Genomic DNA, 19,983 nt, shown 5'->3' with positions numbered 1-19,983 from the left:
GGTAGGCTCAACACCTTTAAATACATTGAAAGGAATTTTGCCCCATGGCCAAAGCCACTGCCCGCCACATCCTGGTTTCCAGCGAAGACAAGTGCAACGAACTCAAGGCCAAGATCAAAGCCGGCGCCGATTTCGCCGAAGTCGCCAAGGCCAACTCTTCCTGCCCATCCAGCCGTCAGGGCGGCGACCTGGGTTCGTTCGGCCCGGGCCAGATGGTCAAGGAATTCGACACCGTGGTGTTCAGCGCACCGATCAATGTGGTCCAGGGCCCGGTCAAGACCCAGTTCGGCTACCACTTGCTGGAAGTCACCAGCCGCCAGGACTGATTCCGGTACAGAGACCCTTCACTCAAGGGTGATGTGATTCATTGTGGCGAGGGAGCTTGCTCCCGCTGGACTGCGAAGCGGGCCCAACCATTGGCGGCTGCTGCGCACCCGAGCGGGAGCAAGCTCCCTCGCCACAAGGGCTGGCGATTCAGCCGCCGCTCGCGTACAAATCATGTCAACGTTCACCCGGCTTTAAGGCTGACAATGCGACTGGCGTTTTCTTCACTGCTATTGACTGCCGCGGTCCTGCTCACAGGCGCCCCAGGCGTCGATGCAGCACCGCAACATGCCCTGACCGTCTATGGCGAACCCGCCAAATATGCCGAAGGCTTCGGCCACTTCGCCTACGCCAATCCCCAGGCCCCCAAAGGTGGGACCATGCGCCGCTCGGCCATCGAGATCGGCCACTTCGACCACATCCTGCCCTACATCGACAAAGGCATCGGCGTCAGCCAGATCGACGGGATGCTGTATTCGCCGCTGGCCCAGCGCTCGCTGGACGAGCCCTATACCGTTTATGGCCTGGTGGCGCAGAAGATGGAGCGTGCCGACGATGGCCTGTCCCTGCGCTTCTACCTGAACCCCAAGGCCCGCTTCGCCGATGGCAAGCCCATCACCGCCGAGGATGTGCGCTATAGCTTCGAGCTGCTGATGACCCAAGGCAGCCTGCGCTATCGCACCCAGTTCGCGGCGGTCAAGGACGTCGTGGTCGAGGGCGAGCGCACCGTGCGCTTCAACTTCAAGAACAACGAAAGCCGCACGCTGCCCCTGGACGTCGCCACCCTGCCGGTCTTTCCCGAACATTGGTGGAAGACCCGCGATTTCGCCAACGGCGGCGGCTACGAGGCCCCACTGGGCAGTGGCCCTTACCGAGTGAGCAAGGTCGATTCCGGGCGCAGCATCACCTTCGAACGCAATGCCGATTGGTGGGGCAAGGATTTGCCGGTCAGTCGCGGGCTCTACAATTTCGACCATTTCAGCATCGAATATTTCGGCGACACCGACGTCGCCCGCCAAGTGCTGCGCGGCGGTGCCTATGACTACAACCGCGAATTTTCCGCCACCGGCTATTCCATCGGCTATGACGGCCCGGCCCTGCAGGACGGGCGCCTGCAAAAGGCCCACCTGGCCAAAGAGGCGCCCCAGACCGCCCAGGGTTTTGTCTTCAACCTGCAAAAACCGCAATTCCAGGACCGCCGCGTGCGCCAAGCCCTGGCGATGCTCTGGGATTTCGAGTGGAGCAACCGCCAGATGATGCGCAACCTTTATGTGCGTCAGCAGAGTTTTTTCTCCAACACCGACCTCGCCGCCCGCAAACTGCCGGACGCCGGCGAGCTGGCGATTCTCGAGCCGTTGCGCGGGCAGATTCCCGACGAAGTTTTCACCCAGGTCTTCCAGGCCCCGAAAACCGATGGCAGCGGCGTGATCCGCGACAAACAACTGCAAGCCCTGGCCTTGTTGGAACAGGCCGGCTGGAAACCCGACGGCGACCGCCTGGTGAACGCCGAGGGCGAACCGCTGAGCTTCACCTTCCTGAACAGCCAGAACGGTATCGACCGCCTGCTGCTGCCCTACAAGCGAACCCTGGCGCAAATCGGCATCGACATGAGCATCCGCCGCATCGATGCCTCCCAGTACGTCAATCGCCTGATGAGTCGCGACTACGACATGATCATCACCGGCTATCCCGTCAGCACTTCGCCGGGCATGGAACTCTACAATTACTTCGGCTCGGCGGCCGCCAACGATCCAGGGGCGAACAACTACATGGCCTTGAAGAACCCGGCGGTGGACGCCCTGATCGACGGGCTGGTCAAGGCCAGCACCCAGGCCGACATGCTGCACCATGCCCACGCCCTGGACCGGGTGCTGCAATGGAATTACTACTGGATCCCCAACTATTACCCGCCGGGCAGCTCGACCGTGTGGTGGAACCGCTTCGGCATGCCAAAGGTCCAGGCCAGCAATGACGAAGCCATCGAAAGCTGGTGGGAAGTGAGCACCACGCCGCTGACCAACGAGCAGATGCGCGCCGAACGCCTCAGGCGCGGCACACCCGGAGGGCCGCATTGATGTGGGCTTATATCGCGCGGCGCCTGCTGCTGATCATTCCCACCCTGGTGATCATCCTGCTGGTGAACTTCGTCATCGTGCAGGCCGCACCCGGCGGCCCGGTGGAACAGGCCATCGCCCACCTGCAAGGCATCGGCGGCGGCAGCGTCGGCAGCTCGGGCGGTGAGATGACCGGCAGCTCCCGAGCCAGTCGCGGCCTCGACCCGCAGTTGATCAAGGACATCGAAAAACAATACGGCTTCGATAAGCCGGCCCATGAACGCCTGTGGCTGATGCTCAGCAGCTACGCCCGCCTCGACTTCGGCAAGAGCTTCTTCCGCGGCGCCACGGTCACCGACCTGATCCTGGAAAAAATGCCGGTGACCATCTCCCTTGGGCTCTGGGCGACCTTGATCACCTACCTGGTGTCGATCCCCCTGGGCATTCGCAAGGCCGTGCGCCACGGCTCGGCATTCGATGTGTGGAGCAGCACGGCGATCATCATCGGCTACGCCATGCCGGCGTTTCTTTTCGCGATGTTCCTGATCGTGATGTTTGCCGGCGGCACCTCGCTGAACTGGTTTCCGGTGCGCGGGCTGGTGTCGGACAACTTCGAGTCGCTGTCGACGCTGGGCAAGATCGCCGATTACTTCTGGCACCTGGTGCTGCCGGTCACCTCCCTGGTGATCGGCGGCTTCGCCACGCTGACGATCCTGACCAAGAACTCGTTCCTCAATGAAATCACCCGCCAGTACGTGGTCACCGCGCGAGCCAAGGGCATGAGCGAACGCCGGGTGCTGTACGGCCACGTGTTCCGCAATGCGATGCTGTTGGTGGTCTCGGGCATTCCCCAAGCGTTTATCAGCGTGTTCTTCGCCGGTTCCTTGCTGATCGAAGTAATCTTTTCCCTCGACGGCCTGGGACGCATGAGCTACGAGGCCGCCGTGTCGCGGGATTATCCGGTGGTGTTCGGCTCGCTGTTCATCTTTACGCTGTTCGGCCTGCTGATCAAACTCATCGGCGACCTCTGCTACACCCTGGTGGATCCGCGCATCGACTTCGCCGCGAGGAACGCCTGATGTTCAAGCTTTCCCCCTTGGGCCGCCGACGTTTCGAACGTTTCAAGAAAAACCGCCGGGGCTGGTGGTCATTGTGGCTGTTCATCGGCCTGTTCATCCTGAGCCTGGGCGGCGAGTTGATCGCCAATGACAAACCGCTGGTGGTCAGCTACCAGGGCTCGCTGTATTTCCCGGTGTTCAAGCGCCATACCGAACAGGAGTTTGGTGGGCAGCTGCCGTTCCAGGCCGACTACCGCAGCAGCTATGTGCAGAACCTGATCCACAAGGACGGCGGCTGGCTGTGGTTTCCACCGATCCCATTCAGCGACGACACGCCCAATTACGACCTCAACCAGCCGGCCCCGAGCCCGCCCTCGGCGGTGAACTGGCTGGGCACCGATGACCAGTCCCGGGACGTGCTGGCCCGGGTGATCTTCGGCGCGCGGGTGTCGATCCTGTTCGCCCTGGCCCTCACCACCATCAGCGCGTTGATCGGCATCGCCGCCGGTGCGTTGCAGGGCTATTACGGCGGCTGGGTGGATCTGCTCGGACAGCGCTTGCTGGAAGTCTGGTCCGGGCTGCCGGTGCTCTACTTGCTGATCATCCTGTCCGGCTTCGTCGAGCCGAATTTCTGGTGGCTGCTGGGGATCATGGCGCTGTTTTCCTGGCTGGCCCTGGTGGACGTGGTCCGCGCCGAGTTCCTGCGTGGGCGCAACCTCGAGTACGTCAAGGCCGCCAGGGCCCTGGGCCTGTCCGACCGCAAGGTGATCGTGCGGCATATCCTGCCCAATGCGATGAACGCCACCCTGAGCTACCTGCCCTTTATCCTCACCGGGGCGATCTCCACCCTCACCGCCCTGGATTTCCTCGGTTTCGGCATGCCAGCCGGCAGCGCATCGCTGGGCGAGTTGATCGCCCAAGGCAAGCAGAACCTGCAGGCGCCGTGGCTGGGTTTGACGGCATTTTTCACCCTGGCGCTGATTCTTTCCCTGCTGGTATTCATCGGCGAGGCGTTGCGCGACGCCTTTGATCCACGATCTTGAAAACAGCCATGAAGCGGAACCTTGAGATGAGCGACAACCTGATCGAAATCCGCGACCTGAGCGTGGCCTTCAACGACCAGACGGTGGTGCGCAACCTGTGCCTGGACATCCGCCCCGGCGAATGCCTGGCCCTGGTGGGCGAGTCGGGCTCCGGCAAGTCGGTGACGGCCCATTCGATCCTGCAATTGCTGCCCGAGACCGGCACTCGCACCACCGGCAGCATCCGCTACCGCGGCCAGGAGCTGCTGGGGGCCGAGGCCAAGACCCTGCGGGAGTTGCGCGGCAACCGCATCGCCATGATTTTCCAGGAACCGATGACCTCGCTGAACCCATTGCACAGCGTCGAAAAGCAGATCGGTGAAACCCTGATGCTGCACCGGGGCCTGGGCGGCAAAGCGGCGCGCCAGCGCATCTTGGAACTGCTGGCCCTGGTGGGCATTCAGAAACCCGCCGAGCGGCTCAAGGCCTACCCCCATCAACTGTCCGGCGGCCAGCGGCAACGGGTGATGATCGCCATGGCCCTGGCCTGCGAGCCGGAGCTGTTGATTGCCGACGAACCGACCACGGCGCTGGACGTGACCGTGCAGCGCAAGATCCTGCTGCTGCTCAAGTCCTTGCAGCAACGGCTCGGCATGTCCTTGCTGCTGATCAGCCACGACCTCAACCTGGTGCGCAGCATCGCCCAGCGGGTGTGCGTGATGCAGGCCGGGGAAATTGTCGAGCAGGCACCCTGCGAAACCCTGTTCAGCGCACCGAAACATCCCTACAGCTGCGAGCTGCTGCACGCCGAACCGGAAGGCGAGGCCCTGCCCCGGGACGAACGCGAAGACGTGTTGCAGGTGCGGGACCTGCGGGTGAGTTTTGCCTTGGGCGGCGGGCTGTTCCGACGCAAGGAATACTTGCGCGCCGTGGACGGCATCAGCCTGAGCATCCAGCGCGGCAAGACCCTGGGCATCGTCGGCGAATCCGGTTCCGGCAAGTCCACCCTGGGCCAGGCAATCCTGCGGCTGATCGAATCCGAAGGCAGCATCCACTTCCAGGGCCATGCCCTTGAACAGTTATCCCACAAGGCCCTGCGGCCGTGGCGCAAAAAGATGCAGGTGGTGTTCCAGGACCCGTTCGGCAGCCTCAGCCCGCGCATGTCGGTGCAACAGATCATCAGCGAAGGCCTCGAAGTCCACAGCCCGTCCAGCGCCGAGGTGTGTGAGGCGCAGGTGATCCAGGCCCTCAAGGAAGTCGGGCTCGACCCGCAGAGCCGCCACCGCTACCCCCATGAGTTTTCCGGTGGCCAGCGCCAACGCATCGCCATCGCCCGGGCCCTGGTGCTCAAGCCGGCCCTGATCCTGCTGGACGAACCGACCTCGGCCCTGGACCGCACCGTGCAGAAACAAGTGGTCGCCCTGCTGCGCCAGCTCCAGGAAAAGCACGGCCTGACCTACCTGTTCATCAGCCATGACTTGGCGGTGGTCCGCGCCCTGGCCCACGACATGATCGTGATCAAGGACGGCAAGGTGGTCGAGCAAGGCGCCAGCCATGACGTGTTCGACTCGCCCCAGCATCCCTATACCAAGGAGTTGTTGGCGGCGGCGCATCCGGGGTGGGCATAATGCGGCGCATGGCATAGCTTCGTGTCGCGCCCATCGCGAGCAAGCTCGCTCCCACACGGGTCTGCGTCGCGCTGAAGATCAAATGTGGGAGCGAGCTTGCTCGCGATGGGGGCCTGACAGGCAACACACAACCCGGATCCGATCATGAACCCCACCGAAAGCCTCAAGGATTACAAGCGCGTGCGCACGCTGGCGATCCGTTCGTTGTTCGAGATCATCGAGCAGTCCAGCGAAGGCACGGTGATTGTCGACCGTGACGCGAATATCGTCTGGATGAACGAGCGCTACGCCCGTCGTTTCGGCCTGAACTCGGCGCAGGAAGCGATTGGCCGGGCGTGCGAGAGCGTGATCCCCAGCAGCCTGCTGCGGGAAGTGGTGCGCACCGGGCGGCCGATCCTGCTGGACATGCAGGACACCCCCAAGGAGCCGCTGGTGGTGATGCGCCTGCCGATCCACGACAGCGCGGGTGCGGTGATCGGTGCCATCGGTTTTGCCTTGTTCGATGAATTGCACAGCCTGTCACCGATGCTCAAGCGCTACCTGAGCATGCAGGAAGAGCTGGCCTCCACCCGTTCGCTGCTGCGGGCGCGGCAAACCAAGTACAACTTTGCCCATTTCATTGGCACCAGCAGCGCCGGCCTTGAGGTCAAGCGTCGTGCCCGGCGCAGCGCCAGCGCCGATTCGCCGGTGCTGCTGCTCGGCGAAACCGGCACCGGCAAGGAACTGCTGGCCCAGGCCATCCACAGCGCTTCGCCGCGGGCACACAAGCCGTTCGTCAGCATCAACAGTGCAGCGATTCCTGAATCGCTGCTGGAAGCCGAGTTCTTCGGCACCGCGCCAGGGGCCTTTACCGGGGCCGACCGCAAGGGCCGCGCCGGCAAGCTGCAGATCGCCCAAGGCGGCACACTGTTCCTCGACGAAATCGGCGACATGCCGTTGCCGCTGCAAAGCAAACTGCTGCGCGTGCTCCAGGAAAAGGAATACGAACCAGTGGGCTCCAACGAGATGCTGCAAAGCGACGTGCGGGTGATCGCCGCCACCTCCATGGACCTGGAGGCGGCGATCAAGCGTGGAGAGTTCCGCGCCGACCTGTATTACCGCCTCAACGTGCTGCCAATCCACGTGCCGCCGTTACGCGAACGCCTGGATGACTTGCCGGCCTTGAGCGAAGCGATCCTGGAAGAGCTGCGCAGCCAGCACGAACTGAACCCCGCCGCCCTCGACCTGCTGCGACAACACGCCTGGCCGGGGAACATCCGCGAGCTGCGCAATGTGCTGGAACGGGCCGCGCTGCTCAGCGATGACTTGGTACTCACGGCAAAGGACATCCGCGCGGCCATCGGGACGTTCACGCCGGTGGCGCGGCCAGCGGACGTGAGCGTCGATCCCCTGCCCCACGAAACCTTCAGCCAGGCCCGGGCGCGCTTCGAGCGGCAATTGATCGAAACCACCCTCGCGCAATGCGGGGGCAAGGTGGTCGAAGCAGCCGAGCGGTTGGGGCTGGGGAGGTCGACGCTGTACAAGAAAATGGTGGCGTTGGGGATTGCATAGTCTCAATAAGGAGACTTATTTTCTCTATTGGTAGACTGCTGATTGGAGAGCGCTTCGCGCTCATCGCGAGCAAGCTCGCTCCCACAGGGGGCCGGGGTTTTCCTGGAATACCCGGTCAACCTGTGGGAGCGAGCTTGCTCGCGATGAGGCCAGCCCAGCCCCTAAAAATCTCCGATTAGAGACAAATCTTTCAACCCACCCCTATAAACACAAACAAAACCCTTATATTTCAGCCAGTTACACACCTGGCACAAAACTCGCTATAGCCCCGCCACCGCTTCACCACAACAATAACAATCCAGGAGACACACCATGAGTGTGATCATTGCCTTGGCAGCTCTCACGCTGCTGATGGTCGCCGCCTACCGTGGCTACAGCGTTATCCTCTTCGCCCCCATCGCCGCCCTCGGTGCCGTCCTGCTTACCGACCCGTCCGCCGTCGCCCCTGCCTTCACCGGGGTGTTCATGGAGAAAATGGTCGGCTTCATCAAGCTCTACTTCCCGGTGTTCCTGCTCGGTGCGGTGTTCGGCAAGCTGATTGAGTTGTCGGGATTCTCCCGCTCCATCGTCGCCGCGGCGATTCGCTTGCTGGGGACGCGCCAGGCCATGCTGGTGATCGTGCTGGTCTGCGCCGTGCTGACGTATGGCGGCGTGTCGCTGTTCGTCGTGGTGTTCGCGGTGTACCCGTTCGCCGCCGAGATGTTCCGCCAGAGCAACATTCCCAAGCGGCTGATCCCGGCCACCATCGCCCTCGGCGCGTTCTCGTTCACCATGGACGCCCTTCCCGGCACGCCGCAGATCCAGAACATCATCCCCAGCACGTTCTTCAACACCACCGCCTGGGCCGCACCATGGCTGGGCGTGATCGGTACGGTCTTCGTGTTCAGCCTCGGCATGCTGTTCCTGCAACGCCAACGCAACAAGGCCCAACGCGAGGGCGAAGGCTACGGCACCGAGCTGCGCAATGAACCGGAAACCGCCGAAGACATCAAACTGCCGAACCCGTGGATTGCCGTTTCGCCGCTGCTGGCGGTGGGGGTCATGAACCTGCTGTTCACCCAGTGGATTCCCCAGTGGTATGGCAAGACCCACAGCCTGGCGCTGCCGGGGATGACCGCCCCGGTCACCAGCGACATCGCCAAGCTCACCGCGATCTGGGCGGTGCAGGCGGCGTTGCTGGTGGGCATTATCATGGTCCTGCTGTTCGGCTTCCGGGCCATTCGCAGCAAACTGGCCGAAGGCAGCAAGAGTGCGGTGGGCGGTGCGTTGCTGGCGGCTATGAACACCGCGTCGGAATACGGCTTCGGCGCCGTCATCGCGTCCTTGCCGGGCTTCCTGGTGCTGGCCGACTGGCTCAAGAGCATTCCCAACCCGCTGGTCAACGAAGCGGTGACCGTCACGCTGCTGGCGGGCATCACCGGCTCCGCCTCGGGCGGCATGAGCATCGCCTTGGCGGCGATGTCGGAAACCTTCATCAGCGCCGCCCACGCCGCCAACATTCCCCTGGAAGTGCTGCACCGGGTGGCTGCCATGGCCAGCGGCGGCATGGACACCCTGCCCCACAACGGCGCGGTGATTACCCTGCTGGCGGTTACCGGGCTGACCCATCGCGAGGCCTACAAAGACATTTTCTGCATTACGCTGATCAAGACCCTCGCGGTGTTCTTCGTGATCGGCGTGTTCTACGCCACTGGCATTGTGTGAGGTTCCCATGACAACCCCTCTTTCGGGCAAGACCGCCCTGGTCACCGGCTCCACCAGCGGCATCGGCCTGGGCATCGCCCTGAGCCTGGCCAAGGCCGGCGCCAACCTGATCCTCAACGGCTTCGGCGATGCCTCGACGGTGATCGCCGAGGTGAAACAGTTCGGCGGCAAGGTCGGCCATCACCCGGCCGACGTCAGTGACCCGGCACAGATCGCCGACATGCTCGCCTACGCCGAGCGTGAGTTCGGTGGCGTGGACATCCTGGTGAACAACGCCGGGATCCAGCACGTGGCCGCCGTGGAGGATTTCCCGGTGGAGCGCTGGGATTCGATCATCGCCATCAACCTGTCATCGGTATTCCACGCCACCCGCCTGAGCCTGCCGGCCATGCGGGCCAAGGGCTGGGGACGGATCGTCAATATCGCTTCGGTGCATGGCCAAGTCGGTTCGGTGGGCAAGGCGGCGTATGTCGCGGCCAAGCATGGGGTGATCGGCTTGACCAAGGTGGTCGGCCTGGAAACCGCCACCAGCAATGTGACCTGCAACGCCATTTGCCCGGGCTGGGTGCTGACGCCGCTGGTGCAAAAACAGATCGATGATCGCATTGCCACGGGCGTCGACCCGCAACAGGCACAGCACGACCTGTTGGCCGAGAAACAGCCGTCCCTGGAATTCGTCACCCCGCCGCAACTGGGGGAACTGGTGTTGTTCCTGTGCAGTGAGGCCGGGAGCCAGGTGCGGGGCGCGGCGTGGAATATCGATGGGGGGTGGTTGGCTCAATAGATACGCAACCTTGTGTGGTGAAAGCGCTCTTTGTGGCGAGGGAGCTTGCTCCCGCTCGGCTGCGTAGCGGCCGCCTATTGGGTCTGCTTCGCAGCCCAGCGGGAGCAAGCTCCCTCGCCACAGAAGCAACCTGGCTACAGGAAGCACCGTTTCACCGCTTGCTCCCTCGCCACAAAGTGCGCCTTGTGCTGCAATGTTCATAAGCCCGAAAAAACAAGAGGCACCCCATGTCCGACATCCTTTGGCAACCCAGCCCCGAACGCATCGCCCAGTCACGCATGGACGCCTTTCGCCGGTTCGCCAACGCGCGGCATCAGTTGCAACTGAACGACTACCCTGCCCTGCACGCCTGGAGCATCGACCAGCGCGAGGCCTTCTGGCAGGCCATCGTCGACTTCTTCGAGATTCGCTTTCACCAAGCCCCCGACGCGGTACTGGTGGAGGGTGCGCAAATGCCCAGCGCCCAATGGTTCCCGGGCGCCACGCTGAACTTCGCCGAACACCTGCTGCGCCGCCGCGATGACGCCCTCGCCGTGGTGGCGCTGGACGAAAACGGCGGCCAGGAGCAACTGACCTGGGCCGAACTCGCCGCCCAGGTCGCCGGCCTGCAAAAAAGCCTGCAAGCGGCCGGCGCTACCCAAGGTGACCGGATTGCCGCCTGCATGCCCAACACCTGGCAGACGTTGGTGGGAATGCTCGCCAGCACCAGCCTGGGCGCCATCTGGTCGTGCTCATCGCCGGATTTTGGCACCCAGGGCGTCATCGACCGCTTCGGCCAGATCGAGCCCAAGGTGTTGATCACGTGCGCGGGTTATCGCTATGCCGGGAAAACCATCGACCAGCGGCCCAAGATCAACGAGATCCTTGAACGATTGCCATCATTGCAGCAGTTGATCGTGCTGCCTTATGCCCAGCCTGAGGCCCGCGTCGAGGACTTCAAGACCTCGGCCGCCGTCGCGTTGTGGAACGACTTTTACCGAAGCGGTGGCGAACCGGAATTCGTCAGTGTCCCGTTCGACCACCCGCTGTACATCCTGTACTCCAGTGGCACCACCGGCGTGCCGAAGTGCATCGTCCATGGCACTGGCGGCGTGCTGCTGCAACACGTCAAGGAACATGGCCTGCACGTCGACCTCGGCCCCGAGGATCGGTTGTTCTACTACACGACCTGCGGCTGGATGATGTGGAACTGGTTGGTGTCGGCCCTCGCCGTGGGCAGCGCGGTGGTGCTCTACGACGGCTCGCCGTTCCACCCCGGTCCCGCGCGCTTGCTGGACCTGATCGATCAGCAGCGCATCAGCGTGTTCGGCACCAGCCCCAAATTCCTCGCAACCCTGGAAAGCGAGGGCCTCGATCCACGGAAAACGCATCGCTTGGACAGCCTGAAAACCCTCCTGTCCACCGGCTCGGCACTGGCGCCCCATAGCTACGACTACGTGTACCGGGACTTCAAGCCCGACGTCTGCCTCGCCTCGATGTCCGGCGGCACCGACATTGTGTCGTGCTTCGTCAACGGCAACCCGCTGTCAGCGGTCCGCCGGGGCGAAATGCAGGGCAAGAGCCTGGGCATGGCCGTGCAGGTCTGGAACGAGGCCGGCACGCCGGTCATCGGTGAAAAAGGTGAATTGGTGTGCACCCGGCATTTCCCGGCGATGCCCATTGGTTTGTGGAACGACCCTCGGCAGGAAAAACTTCGCGCGTCCTACTTCGCCCAGTTCCCCGGGGTATGGGCTCAGGGTGACTACGCCGAGGAACTGCCCCACGGCGGCCTGTTGATCCATGGACGCTCCGACGCCGTGCTCAACCCGGGCGGTGTGCGCATCGGCACCGCGGAAATCTACCGGCAGGTGGAAAAGGTCGAGCAGGTGCTGGACAGCGTCGCCATCGGCCAACAATGGCAGGGTGATGTCCGGGTGGTGCTGTTCGTGCGCCTGCGTGATGGCGTGATGCTGGATGAGGCCTTGGAACAACGGATTCGCCAGGTCATCCGGGCCAACACCACACCACGGCATGTGCCGGCGAAGATCCTCGCCGTCACTGATATCCCGCGGACCATCAGTGGCAAGGTGGTGGAGTTGGCGGTGCGCAACGTGGTGCATGGCGAAGCGGTGAAGAACACCGATGCCCTGGCCAACCCCGGGGCGCTGGAGCAGTTTCGCGATCGGCCGGAGCTGGTGAGCTGACCGTCAGGGCCTCATCGCGAGCAAGCTCGCTCCCACAATGGATCTCCGGTGAAACGCGGGCCACTGTGGCGAGGGAGCTTGCTCCCGCTGGGCTGCGAAGCGGCCCCCATTGGGTCGCCTCGATCATTCCAATAGACCGCGCAAGCCGTTTTACGACGGCTGCGCCGCCGAGCGGGAGCAAGCTCCCTCGCCACAAGGTGAGTGTTTGCCTGGAATAGTCAGTCTCTGAGCATCAGAAAAGCGAGATTGCCCGCGGTGCACGATCACCTGATCAATCCATCAACCCCCACTCACCCGCCGACGGATCAGCCGGCGCCGCCGCGCCCGACTCGCTGTGCAGCTTCAAACGCAGCCGCAGGTTGTTCGCCGAGTCGGCATTTTTCAGCGCTTCCTCCTCGTCGATGGCCCCTTCGACTACCAGGTTGAACAGCGCCTGGTCAAAAGTCTGCATGCCCAGTTCCTCCGACTTTTCCATGATGGACTTGAGCTCGCCAAGTTCGTTGCGCCGGATCAGGTCGGCCACCGTCGGTGAACCCAGCATCACCTCCACCGCCGCCCGCCGCTGGCCGGTGCGGGTGCGCACCAGACGCTGGGAAACGAACGCCTTGAGGTTGTTGCCCAGGTCGTTCAATAACTGCGGCCGGCGTTCTTCCGGGAAGAAATTGATCACCCGGTCCAAGGCCTGGTTGGCGTTATGGGCATGCAAGGTGGAAATCACCAAGTGCCCGGTGTCGGCGAAAGCCAGGGCATGCTCCATGGTTTCCCGATCGCGGATCTCGCCGATCAGCACCACATCCGGTGCCTGGCGCAACGTGTTCTTCAGGGCGGCATGAAAACTGCGGGTGTCGACACCGACTTCCCGTTGATTGATGATGGATTTCTTATGCCGATGGATGTACTCCACCGGATCCTCGATGGTGATGATGTGACCGCTACTGTTGCGATTGCGGTAATCGATCAACGCCGCCAGGGAGGTCGACTTGCCCGAGCCTGTCGCACCGACGAACAGCATCAAGCCCTGTTTCTGCATGATGGTGTCCAACAACACCCGGGGCAGTTTCAGGTCTTCGAAGCGCGGGATATCCAGCTTGACGTTGCGAATCACCATGGACACGTCGTTGCGCTGCTTGAAGATATTGACCCGGAACCGCCCGACGCCCGCCAGGGAGATCGCCAGGTTCATTTCCAGTTCCCGATCGAACTCAAGGCGCTGTTCGGCGTCCATCAAAGACTCGGCGAGACGGGCAATGTCGCCGACCTTGAAGGCCTCGTTAGCCAAGGGCTTGATCACCCCTTCGAAACGCGCGCATGGCGGCGCACCCGTGGACATGTAAAGGTCGGAACCATTCTGGCTCGCCAGGATTCGCAACAACGGATCGATTTCCATGGACTGAAACTTCCGCGAGACATCAATGAAACAAGCTGAGCCGAACATGAAATCTTTCAGCCCCACTCGCACTTACCTTCCTCAAAGGATAGTAGACGCCGTGGTACAGACACGACAGGCAGGGAGCGCGTGATGAACGCGACACCCGCCGGCAGCGATACACAACGCCTGGTCAGCCAGGTGGACTGGGCCCAGACCCCGTTGGGCACCGCCCGGGACTGGCCGCAGAGCCTGCGCACCGCCGTGGACATCGTGCTCCATTCGCCCATGCCCATGGCCTTGCTGTGGGGCGCGCAGCTGTCCCACCTCTACAACGACGCCTTCGGCCGACTGGCTGGTGACAAACACCCTCGGGCGTTTGGCCAGCCGACCCATGCAGCATGGCCCGAACTCAAAGGCACGACCGAAGGGATTTATCAGCGGGTGTTACAAGGCCAGACCCACACTTGCCGCGATCAGCGCTGGCGTGTGCCCTTCGCCGGCCGTCTCTGCGATGTCTGGCTGGACCTGACCTACAGCCCGGTGCGTGACGAAAGCGGCAGCGTCGCCGGCATTCTGGTCACCGCCATCGAAACCAGCGAGCGACGCCGCCTCGCCATGGAGTTCGAGCGGCGTTCCGAGGCCAGCCTCAAGGCCCAGCACGAAAGCGAAGAACGCCTGCAACTGGCCTTGGCCGCCGCCGACGCGCTGGGCACCTGGGATTGGGACATCAGCGAGGACCGCTTTATTGCCGACGCGCATTTCGCCCTGTTGCATGGCGTCGATCCGGACCTGTCGCGACAATTGCCCATCAGCGCCTATCTTGAAGGCGTGCATCCCGAAGACCGGGCGATGGTTGCCCGCAGTATCAAGCACTGCATCACCCACGGCACCGAATACGCCGAGGAGTACCGGCTGCTGCAGCCCGATAATGAGTTGCGCTGGGTGTATGTGCGCGGCCGCTGCTACAAGGACCGCCACGGCCGGCCCAAGCGCTTCCTGGGCGCGGCCCTGGACCTGACCGAACGCAAGCGCACCGAGCAGGCCCTGCGCCAGAGCCAGACCGAGCTGCAACTGATCATCAACGCCATGCCGATTCTCATCAGCTACGTGGACCGCGAGGAGCGTTTCCGGCTGAACAACAGCGCCTATTTGGACTGGTACGGCATGACTCCGCAGGAGCTCTACGGCAAGACCATCCGCGAAGTGCTCGGCGATGAGGCCTATGCCGCCCGCGCCCAACAGATCGCCGACGCCCTGGCCGGCAAGCCGTGCAGCTTTGCCGTGCAGTCGGACCATCGCGACGGTCGTCCGCGCCATTCCTTGATCAACTACCTGCCGCGCCACGGCGCGGACGGTGCGGTGAACGGCTTCTACATCTTTGTGATCGACGAAACCGAGAGCCGGAAAACCGAGGAAGCCCTGCGCAACCTCAACGAAACGCTGGAGGAACGAGTCATCGCTCGAACCCAGCAACTGGCCGAGGCCAACCACCGGCTGCAGAGCGAGATGTTCGAACGCGAGCGCGCCGAAGAAGCCCTTCGCCATGCGCAGAAAATGGAAGCCGTGGGCCAGCTCACCGGCGGCATTGCCCATGACTTCAACAACATGCTGACCGGCATTCTCGGCAGCCTCGACCTGATGCAACGCTACATCGCCGCTGGCCGTGCCGCCGAGATCGGCCGCTTCACCGAAGCGGCGGTGTCCTCGGCCAACCGCGCCGCGGCCCTGACCCATCGGTTGCTGGCGTTTTCCCGTCGCCAATCCCTGGACCGCAAGCCGCTGGACGCCAACGAGCTGGTGCGCTCGCTCGAAGACCTGCTGAGCCGGACCACCGGCGATCACATCGTGCTGCGCCTGCAACTGGCCAATGAGCTGTGGCCGGTCAGCACCGACGCCAGCCAGTTGGAAAACGCCCTGCTCAACCTGGTGATCAACGCCCGCGATGCGATGCCCGAGGGCGGCGAATTGATCGTCGAAACCGCCAACGTCTACCTCGACGGCACGGACATCAACACCCTGGAACCGGTCAAGGCCGGCGACTACGTGATGATCGCCGTCAGCGACAACGGCAGCGGCATGACCCCCGCCGTGCTGGCCAAGGCCTTCGATCCGTTCTTCACCACCAAGCCCATCGGCCAGGGCACCGGCCTGGGCTTGTCGATGATCTACGGGTTTGCCCAACAGTCCGGTGGTCACCTCAACCTGGACAGCGTGCCGGGCCAGGGCACGCGGGTGCAGCTGTACCTGCCGCGCCTGCACGTTGCGCCGGCCCAACAACCCGCCACGCCGGAGACGGTCGAGGCACCACCGGCCATCGCTGGGGAAACCGTATTGCTGGTGGAAGACGAACCCGCCGTGCGCATGCTGGTGCTCGACCTGTTGAAGACCTTGGGCTACACCGCACTCGAGGCCCAGGACGCCATGATGGCACTGCCCCTGCTGGAATCGGAGCAACGCATCGACCTGTTGGTGACCGACGTCGGGCTGCCGGGCATGAATGGCCGGCAACTGGCGGAAATCGCCCGCCAGCACCGCCCGGGGCTCAAAGTGCTGTTCATGACCGGCTACGCGCAGAAAGCCGCCGAACGCCAAGGGTTCCTCGAACAGGGCATGGACATGGTCGCCAAGCCCTTCACCCTCGATCTGCTGGCCAACAAGATTCGGACGATGATCAACCATGGCGGCTGACTTGAGGCATAATCGCCGCCCCGTCGCACCCTTCAGGTCACCGCTGCAATGAAAGCCCAAGCCCGCCATATCCTGGTGAAAACCGCCGAAGAAGCCGAACAGCTCAAGCAACGCATCGCCAAGGGCGAAGCTTTCGATGTGCTGGCCAAGAAATACTCCACCTGTCCCTCGGGCAAGCGCGGCGGTGACCTGGGCGAAGTACGGCCGGGGCAGATGGTCGGGGTGATCGATGCGGTGATTTTCAAGAAACCACTGCGGGTGGTGCATGGGCCGATCAAGAGCAAGTTTGGTTATCACCTGGTGCAGGTGTTCTACCGGGATTGAAGTGAATTGCCCTGACAACGCGATCCTGTGGCGAGGGAGCTTGCTCCCGCTGGCCTGCGCAGCAGGCCCATTTTTGCGACTGCTGCGCAGCCGAGCGGGAGCAAGCTCCCTCGCCACAAAGGCATAGCCTGATTTCCAAGGAGATGTCAGTCCTTGGGAATCAACGCCCCCGGTACTTGGATCACCCGGCTCGCCAACCGATGCCCCGCCTCGGCCGCTGCCACCGGGCTGCTGCCCAGCAAGCGGCTCGCCAGGTACGCGGCGCTGAAGGAATCTCCCGCCGCCGTGGTGTCGACTACACGCTCTACCCGCACGGCAGGCACTTCATAAGATTGCCCATCGCAACGAATCAAACAGGCCTCGGCACCGCGCTTGAGCACCACTTCCGGCGTGCCCAATTGCGCATACGCAGCGAATACCGCCTCGTCATCGACATGGCCGAACAGCGCCTGTTCGTCATCCACGGTCAACAGCGCCAGCTCCACGTAAGGCAGTACGCTGCGATACGCCAGGCGGGCCGCCTCGACCGAGGCCCAGAGCCGTGGTCGGTAGTTGTTATCGAACACCACCTGGGCGCCGCGGCGCCGTGCCTCGATCAGGGCCTCAATGAGTTTGCGCCGCCCCTGCTCCCCGAGCACCGCCAGGGTGACGCCGCTGAAATACAGCACATCGTAATCCGGCAATGCGGCCAGGATCGGTGCGGCGGCCGGGGTGGTAAAACACTCGCGCACCGCCGCTTCGTTGCGCCAGTAGAGGAATCGCCGCTCGCCCGCCGCATCGGTCTGGATGCAATACAGGCCCGGCAGGCGTCCAGGCAAGCGTTGGACCCTTTGCAACCCGATGTTTTCTTCGGCCCAGCGCTCACACATGGCATCGCTGAAACTGTCGTCGCCCAAGGCGGTGACGTAATCCACCGCTCCCCTGTCGCCCAAGGCGCGGGACAGGTACACGGCGGTGTTCAGGGTGTCGCCGCCGAAGCTTTGCAGCAAGCTGCCGTCGGCGCGTTGTTGCAGTTCGATCATGCATTCGCCGATCAGGGCGATGCGGGGTTTGGAGTTGCTCATGGATGTTCCTGATGGTTCGGTGGTGTCGGGCGGGCCGCTATCGCGACTCGGTCTCAAGCCTCAGAAACAAGTCTCCATGCCCTCGACTACCTGCAACCGCTCATCCACCAGGCACCCCACTCGCCACTTATCGAACGTCAGGCACGGGTGGGAAGTCCCAAACGAAATGATGTCGCCCACACGCAGCTCAACCCCCGCCGCCACCGTCATGAACGCATGCTGGTCCATTACCGCCGTCACCTTGCAAGCGCTGACATCATCCCCCACCACCGCGTCCGATCCGGGCGTGTAGCGCTTGAGCGGCACCGGTAATCCGGCGTCGTAGGCGACGTCGCGCTTGCCCAGGGCGATCACCGCGAAGCCCGGCTCCGGCAGCGATTGCACATGGGCCCAGACCTCCAGGGCCGGGTGCAGGCCTTCGTGCAGGTCGCTGCGGCGCTCCAGCACGCAGCACTGGGCCTCTTTGTAGATGCCATGGTCATGGGCCACGTAGCTGCCGGGCCGCAGCACGCTGAGGAACCGCCCGTGGGCATTCTGGGCTTCGAAGGATTCGGCGATCAGGTCGTACCAGGCCGACCCCGAGGCGGTGATGATCGGTTTGTCGATGGCGAAGGCACCACCGTCCTGCAACTGCACCGCCAGCCGTACCAAGGAGGCTGCGAACGCGCGGATGCCGCTGATGGCATGGTCGCCGTGGATCACCCCTTCGTAGCCTTCGATACCGGCCAACGCCAGTGCCGGTTGACTGCGAATCGCCTCGGCCAGGGCCAGCACCTCGGCCTCGGTCCGGCAGCCACACCGGCCACCGACCACGCCGTACTCGATCATCACATTGAGCCGCACGCCGCGAGAAGCGAAGTAAGCGCCCAGGTCAGCGACGTTGTCCGGATGATCCACCATGCAATGGAATTCGAACGCCGGGTCGGCGAGCAGATCGGCAATCAGCGCCATGTTTGGCGTGCCCACCAATTGGTTGGCCATCAACACTCGGCGCACGCCATGGGCGTAGGCGGCACGGGCCTGCACGGCGGTGGCGAGGGTCAGGCCCCAGGCGCCGGCCTCCAACTGTCGGCGAAACAACGCGGGGGTCATGCTGGTCTTGCCGTGGGGCGCCAGTTCGGCACCGCTGCGGGTGACGAAATCCTGCATCCAGCGGATGTTGTGCTCCAGGGCCGCGCGGTGCAGCACCAGCGCTGGCAGGCTGACGTCCCGCAGCAGGTGGGCGCCGACGGTGGCAGCGCCCTTCTCGACGCCGGCATTAAGGATGGCAGATGACATGTTCGAACTCCTCGCGCACGGCTGCTAGTGCCGTTGCTGTCTATTCATTGATGCGACGGGCCAGGTTGTTGGCGCTTTCGATCAGCACCCGGCGGTAGTCGGCGTAATTGTTCTTGGCGTCCGCCCGTGGGGCGACGATGCACAGGGTGGCGATGGCCACGCCGCCGGGGTCTTTGACCGGTGCGGCGAAACAATGGGTGAAGGTATCGGCGACGCTGTCGAAGGAGAAAAAACCATCGAGGCCGGCCTGGCGGATTTCCTTGAGAAACTGCTCCAGGGGCAGGCGCTCGCCGTCCGGCAGGATGAAGTCGTCGGGGTCGATCAAGTCGACGATTTGCTGGTCGCTCAGATGCGCCAGTAGCAGGCGCCCGGACGCGGTCCATGGGATCGGCGCGTTTTCACCAATGTCCGAGGATATGCGGAAATGCCGCTCGCCTTCTTTCATCAGCGCGACGGTGTATTTGCGTCCGTTGAGCAAGCACATCTGCGCCGTTTCCCGGGTCTGGCGCACGATCTCCTGCAAGGCCTGGTCGGCCTCGCGGCTCAGGTCGAAATGCCGCAGGTGCGCCTGGCCGAGGAAATACAACTGGCGGCCCAGGTAGACGTGACCGTCCTTGCCCACCGGCTCGAGGATGCGTCGCTCCAACAGCGACGCCACCAGTTCATAGACCGTGGACTTGGGGCTGCCGACGCCGCTGGCAATATCGTTCGGGCGCAGCGGCTGGCCGATTTCCTTGAGAAAATCGAGGATATCGAACGCCCGATCCAATCCCCGGGCCCGGCGTTTGATGGTGTCTTCGGTCATGTTTTCGGTTCCTGAAATTTCACCCATAGTCGCATGTATCTTTACTGTGGCGAGGGAGCTTGCTCCCGCTGGCCTGCGCAGCAGGCCCAGTTTCTCGCGACTGCTGCGCAGCCGAGCGGGAGCAAGCTCCCTCGCCACAGAAGCGAA

General features: G+C 63.3%; 15 protein-coding genes. 11 read left to right on the top strand and 4 right to left on the bottom strand.

The features are described from left to right. The first annotated feature begins 44 nt into the window (after window positions 1-44). From J3P85_RS11120 to J3P85_RS11080, 9 genes are all read left to right on the top strand, one after another. Window positions 45-326 carry a peptidylprolyl isomerase gene (locus tag J3P85_RS11120; protein ID WP_434705817.1) on the top strand — a complete coding sequence of 94 codons (282 nt, stop codon included), beginning with the start codon at window positions 45-47 and terminating at the stop codon, window positions 324-326. A gap of 204 nt (window positions 327-530) precedes the next feature. Then, complete coding sequence (locus tag J3P85_RS11115; RefSeq protein ID WP_434705816.1) at window positions 531-2,399, top strand: extracellular solute-binding protein; 1,869 nt, start codon at window positions 531-533, stop codon at window positions 2,397-2,399. Continuing rightward, window positions 2,399-3,457, top strand: a complete 1,059-nt coding sequence (locus J3P85_RS11110; RefSeq protein ID WP_207961961.1) for a microcin C ABC transporter permease YejB — start codon at window positions 2,399-2,401, stop codon at window positions 3,455-3,457. The genes J3P85_RS11115 and J3P85_RS11110 overlap by 1 nt, the downstream gene beginning before the upstream one ends. After that, complete coding sequence (locus J3P85_RS11105; RefSeq protein ID WP_186710437.1) at window positions 3,457-4,479, top strand: ABC transporter permease; 1,023 nt, start codon at window positions 3,457-3,459, stop codon at window positions 4,477-4,479. Before J3P85_RS11110 ends, J3P85_RS11105 begins: the two co-directional genes overlap by 1 nt. A gap of 26 nt (window positions 4,480-4,505) precedes the next feature. Continuing rightward, window positions 4,506-6,086, top strand: coding sequence for an ABC transporter ATP-binding protein (locus tag J3P85_RS11100; RefSeq protein WP_434706352.1), 1,581 nt, complete (start codon window positions 4,506-4,508; stop codon window positions 6,084-6,086). Window positions 6,087-6,230: 144 nt separating this feature from the next. Next, on the top strand, window positions 6,231-7,637 hold the full coding sequence (locus J3P85_RS11095; RefSeq protein WP_434705815.1) for a sigma-54 interaction domain-containing protein: 1,407 nt from the start codon (window positions 6,231-6,233) through the stop codon (window positions 7,635-7,637). A 312-nt stretch (window positions 7,638-7,949) separates the two neighbouring features. Further along, the gene (locus J3P85_RS11090; protein ID WP_434705814.1) at window positions 7,950-9,341 is read left to right on the top strand and encodes a GntP family permease; all 1,392 of its coding nucleotides are present in this window, start codon (window positions 7,950-7,952) and stop codon (window positions 9,339-9,341) included. A gap of 7 nt (window positions 9,342-9,348) precedes the next feature. Next, window positions 9,349-10,125 carry a 3-hydroxybutyrate dehydrogenase gene (locus J3P85_RS11085; protein WP_250965432.1) on the top strand — a complete coding sequence of 259 codons (777 nt, stop codon included), beginning with the start codon at window positions 9,349-9,351 and terminating at the stop codon, window positions 10,123-10,125. 227 nt (window positions 10,126-10,352) lie between these two features. Next, a complete protein-coding gene (locus J3P85_RS11080) occupies window positions 10,353-12,308 on the top strand; it encodes an acetoacetate--CoA ligase (protein WP_434705813.1) in 1,956 nt (651 codons plus the stop codon). A 271-nt stretch (window positions 12,309-12,579) separates the two neighbouring features. Here the strand turns inward: J3P85_RS11080 and J3P85_RS11075 are convergent, their stop codons facing one another. Beyond that, complete coding sequence (locus tag J3P85_RS11075) at window positions 12,580-13,695, bottom strand: PilT/PilU family type 4a pilus ATPase (RefSeq protein WP_434705812.1); 1,116 nt, start codon at window positions 13,693-13,695, stop codon at window positions 12,580-12,582. Window positions 13,696-13,827: 132 nt separating this feature from the next. On the opposite strand from J3P85_RS11075, the gene J3P85_RS11070 reads away from it, so the two are divergent. Together J3P85_RS11070 and J3P85_RS11065 are read left to right on the top strand one after the other, a co-directional pair. Beyond that, the gene (locus J3P85_RS11070) at window positions 13,828-16,365 is read left to right on the top strand and encodes a PAS domain-containing protein (RefSeq protein ID WP_434705811.1); all 2,538 of its coding nucleotides are present in this window, start codon (window positions 13,828-13,830) and stop codon (window positions 16,363-16,365) included. Between the two features lie 48 nt (window positions 16,366-16,413). After that, window positions 16,414-16,689, top strand: a complete 276-nt coding sequence (locus J3P85_RS11065) for a peptidylprolyl isomerase (RefSeq protein ID WP_003182808.1) — start codon at window positions 16,414-16,416, stop codon at window positions 16,687-16,689. A 146-nt stretch (window positions 16,690-16,835) separates the two neighbouring features. Here J3P85_RS11065 and J3P85_RS11060 read toward each other — a convergent pair whose 3' ends face one another. From J3P85_RS11060 to J3P85_RS11050, 3 genes are read right to left on the bottom strand one after another with little or no spacing between them, the layout of a single operon-like run. Beyond that, window positions 16,836-17,753 carry a sugar kinase gene (locus tag J3P85_RS11060; protein WP_434705809.1) on the bottom strand — a complete coding sequence of 306 codons (918 nt, stop codon included), beginning with the start codon at window positions 17,751-17,753 and terminating at the stop codon, window positions 16,836-16,838. Between the two features lie 60 nt (window positions 17,754-17,813). Next, window positions 17,814-19,031 carry an amino acid deaminase gene (locus J3P85_RS11055; protein WP_434705808.1) on the bottom strand — a complete coding sequence of 406 codons (1,218 nt, stop codon included), beginning with the start codon at window positions 19,029-19,031 and terminating at the stop codon, window positions 17,814-17,816. Window positions 19,032-19,071: 40 nt separating this feature from the next. Then, the gene (locus tag J3P85_RS11050; RefSeq protein ID WP_434705807.1) at window positions 19,072-19,836 is read right to left on the bottom strand and encodes an IclR family transcriptional regulator; all 765 of its coding nucleotides are present in this window, start codon (window positions 19,834-19,836) and stop codon (window positions 19,072-19,074) included. Between the last annotated feature and the right edge of the window lie 147 nt (window positions 19,837-19,983).

The sequence above is a fragment of the Pseudomonas sp. Z1-12 genome (genome assembly GCF_051132015.1).
Lineage (GTDB): Bacteria > Pseudomonadota > Gammaproteobacteria > Pseudomonadales > Pseudomonadaceae > Aquipseudomonas > Aquipseudomonas zanjanensis.
Note: the sequence above shows the minus strand (reverse complement) of the source record. Positions and strands in the feature narration are given on the sequence as shown.

Coding starts and splice junctions, on each gene's coding strand:
- J3P85_RS11120 (WP_434705817.1), top strand. CDS start 45: ATGGCCAAAGCCACTGCCCGCCACATCCTGGTTTCCAGCGAAGACAAG.
- J3P85_RS11115 (WP_434705816.1), top strand. CDS start 531: ATGCGACTGGCGTTTTCTTCACTGCTATTGACTGCCGCGGTCCTGCTC.
- J3P85_RS11110 (WP_207961961.1), top strand. CDS start 2,399: ATGTGGGCTTATATCGCGCGGCGCCTGCTGCTGATCATTCCCACCCTG.
- J3P85_RS11105 (WP_186710437.1), top strand. CDS start 3,457: ATGTTCAAGCTTTCCCCCTTGGGCCGCCGACGTTTCGAACGTTTCAAG.
- J3P85_RS11100 (WP_434706352.1), top strand. CDS start 4,506: ATGAGCGACAACCTGATCGAAATCCGCGACCTGAGCGTGGCCTTCAAC.
- J3P85_RS11095 (WP_434705815.1), top strand. CDS start 6,231: ATGAACCCCACCGAAAGCCTCAAGGATTACAAGCGCGTGCGCACGCTG.
- J3P85_RS11090 (WP_434705814.1), top strand. CDS start 7,950: ATGAGTGTGATCATTGCCTTGGCAGCTCTCACGCTGCTGATGGTCGCC.
- J3P85_RS11085 (WP_250965432.1), top strand. CDS start 9,349: ATGACAACCCCTCTTTCGGGCAAGACCGCCCTGGTCACCGGCTCCACC.
- J3P85_RS11080 (WP_434705813.1), top strand. CDS start 10,353: ATGTCCGACATCCTTTGGCAACCCAGCCCCGAACGCATCGCCCAGTCA.
- J3P85_RS11075 (WP_434705812.1), bottom strand. CDS start 13,695: ATGGAAATCGATCCGTTGTTGCGAATCCTGGCGAGCCAGAATGGTTCC.
- J3P85_RS11070 (WP_434705811.1), top strand. CDS start 13,828: ATGAACGCGACACCCGCCGGCAGCGATACACAACGCCTGGTCAGCCAG.
- J3P85_RS11065 (WP_003182808.1), top strand. CDS start 16,414: ATGAAAGCCCAAGCCCGCCATATCCTGGTGAAAACCGCCGAAGAAGCC.
- J3P85_RS11060 (WP_434705809.1), bottom strand. CDS start 17,753: ATGAGCAACTCCAAACCCCGCATCGCCCTGATCGGCGAATGCATGATC.
- J3P85_RS11055 (WP_434705808.1), bottom strand. CDS start 19,031: ATGTCATCTGCCATCCTTAATGCCGGCGTCGAGAAGGGCGCTGCCACC.
- J3P85_RS11050 (WP_434705807.1), bottom strand. CDS start 19,836: ATGACCGAAGACACCATCAAACGCCGGGCCCGGGGATTGGATCGGGCG.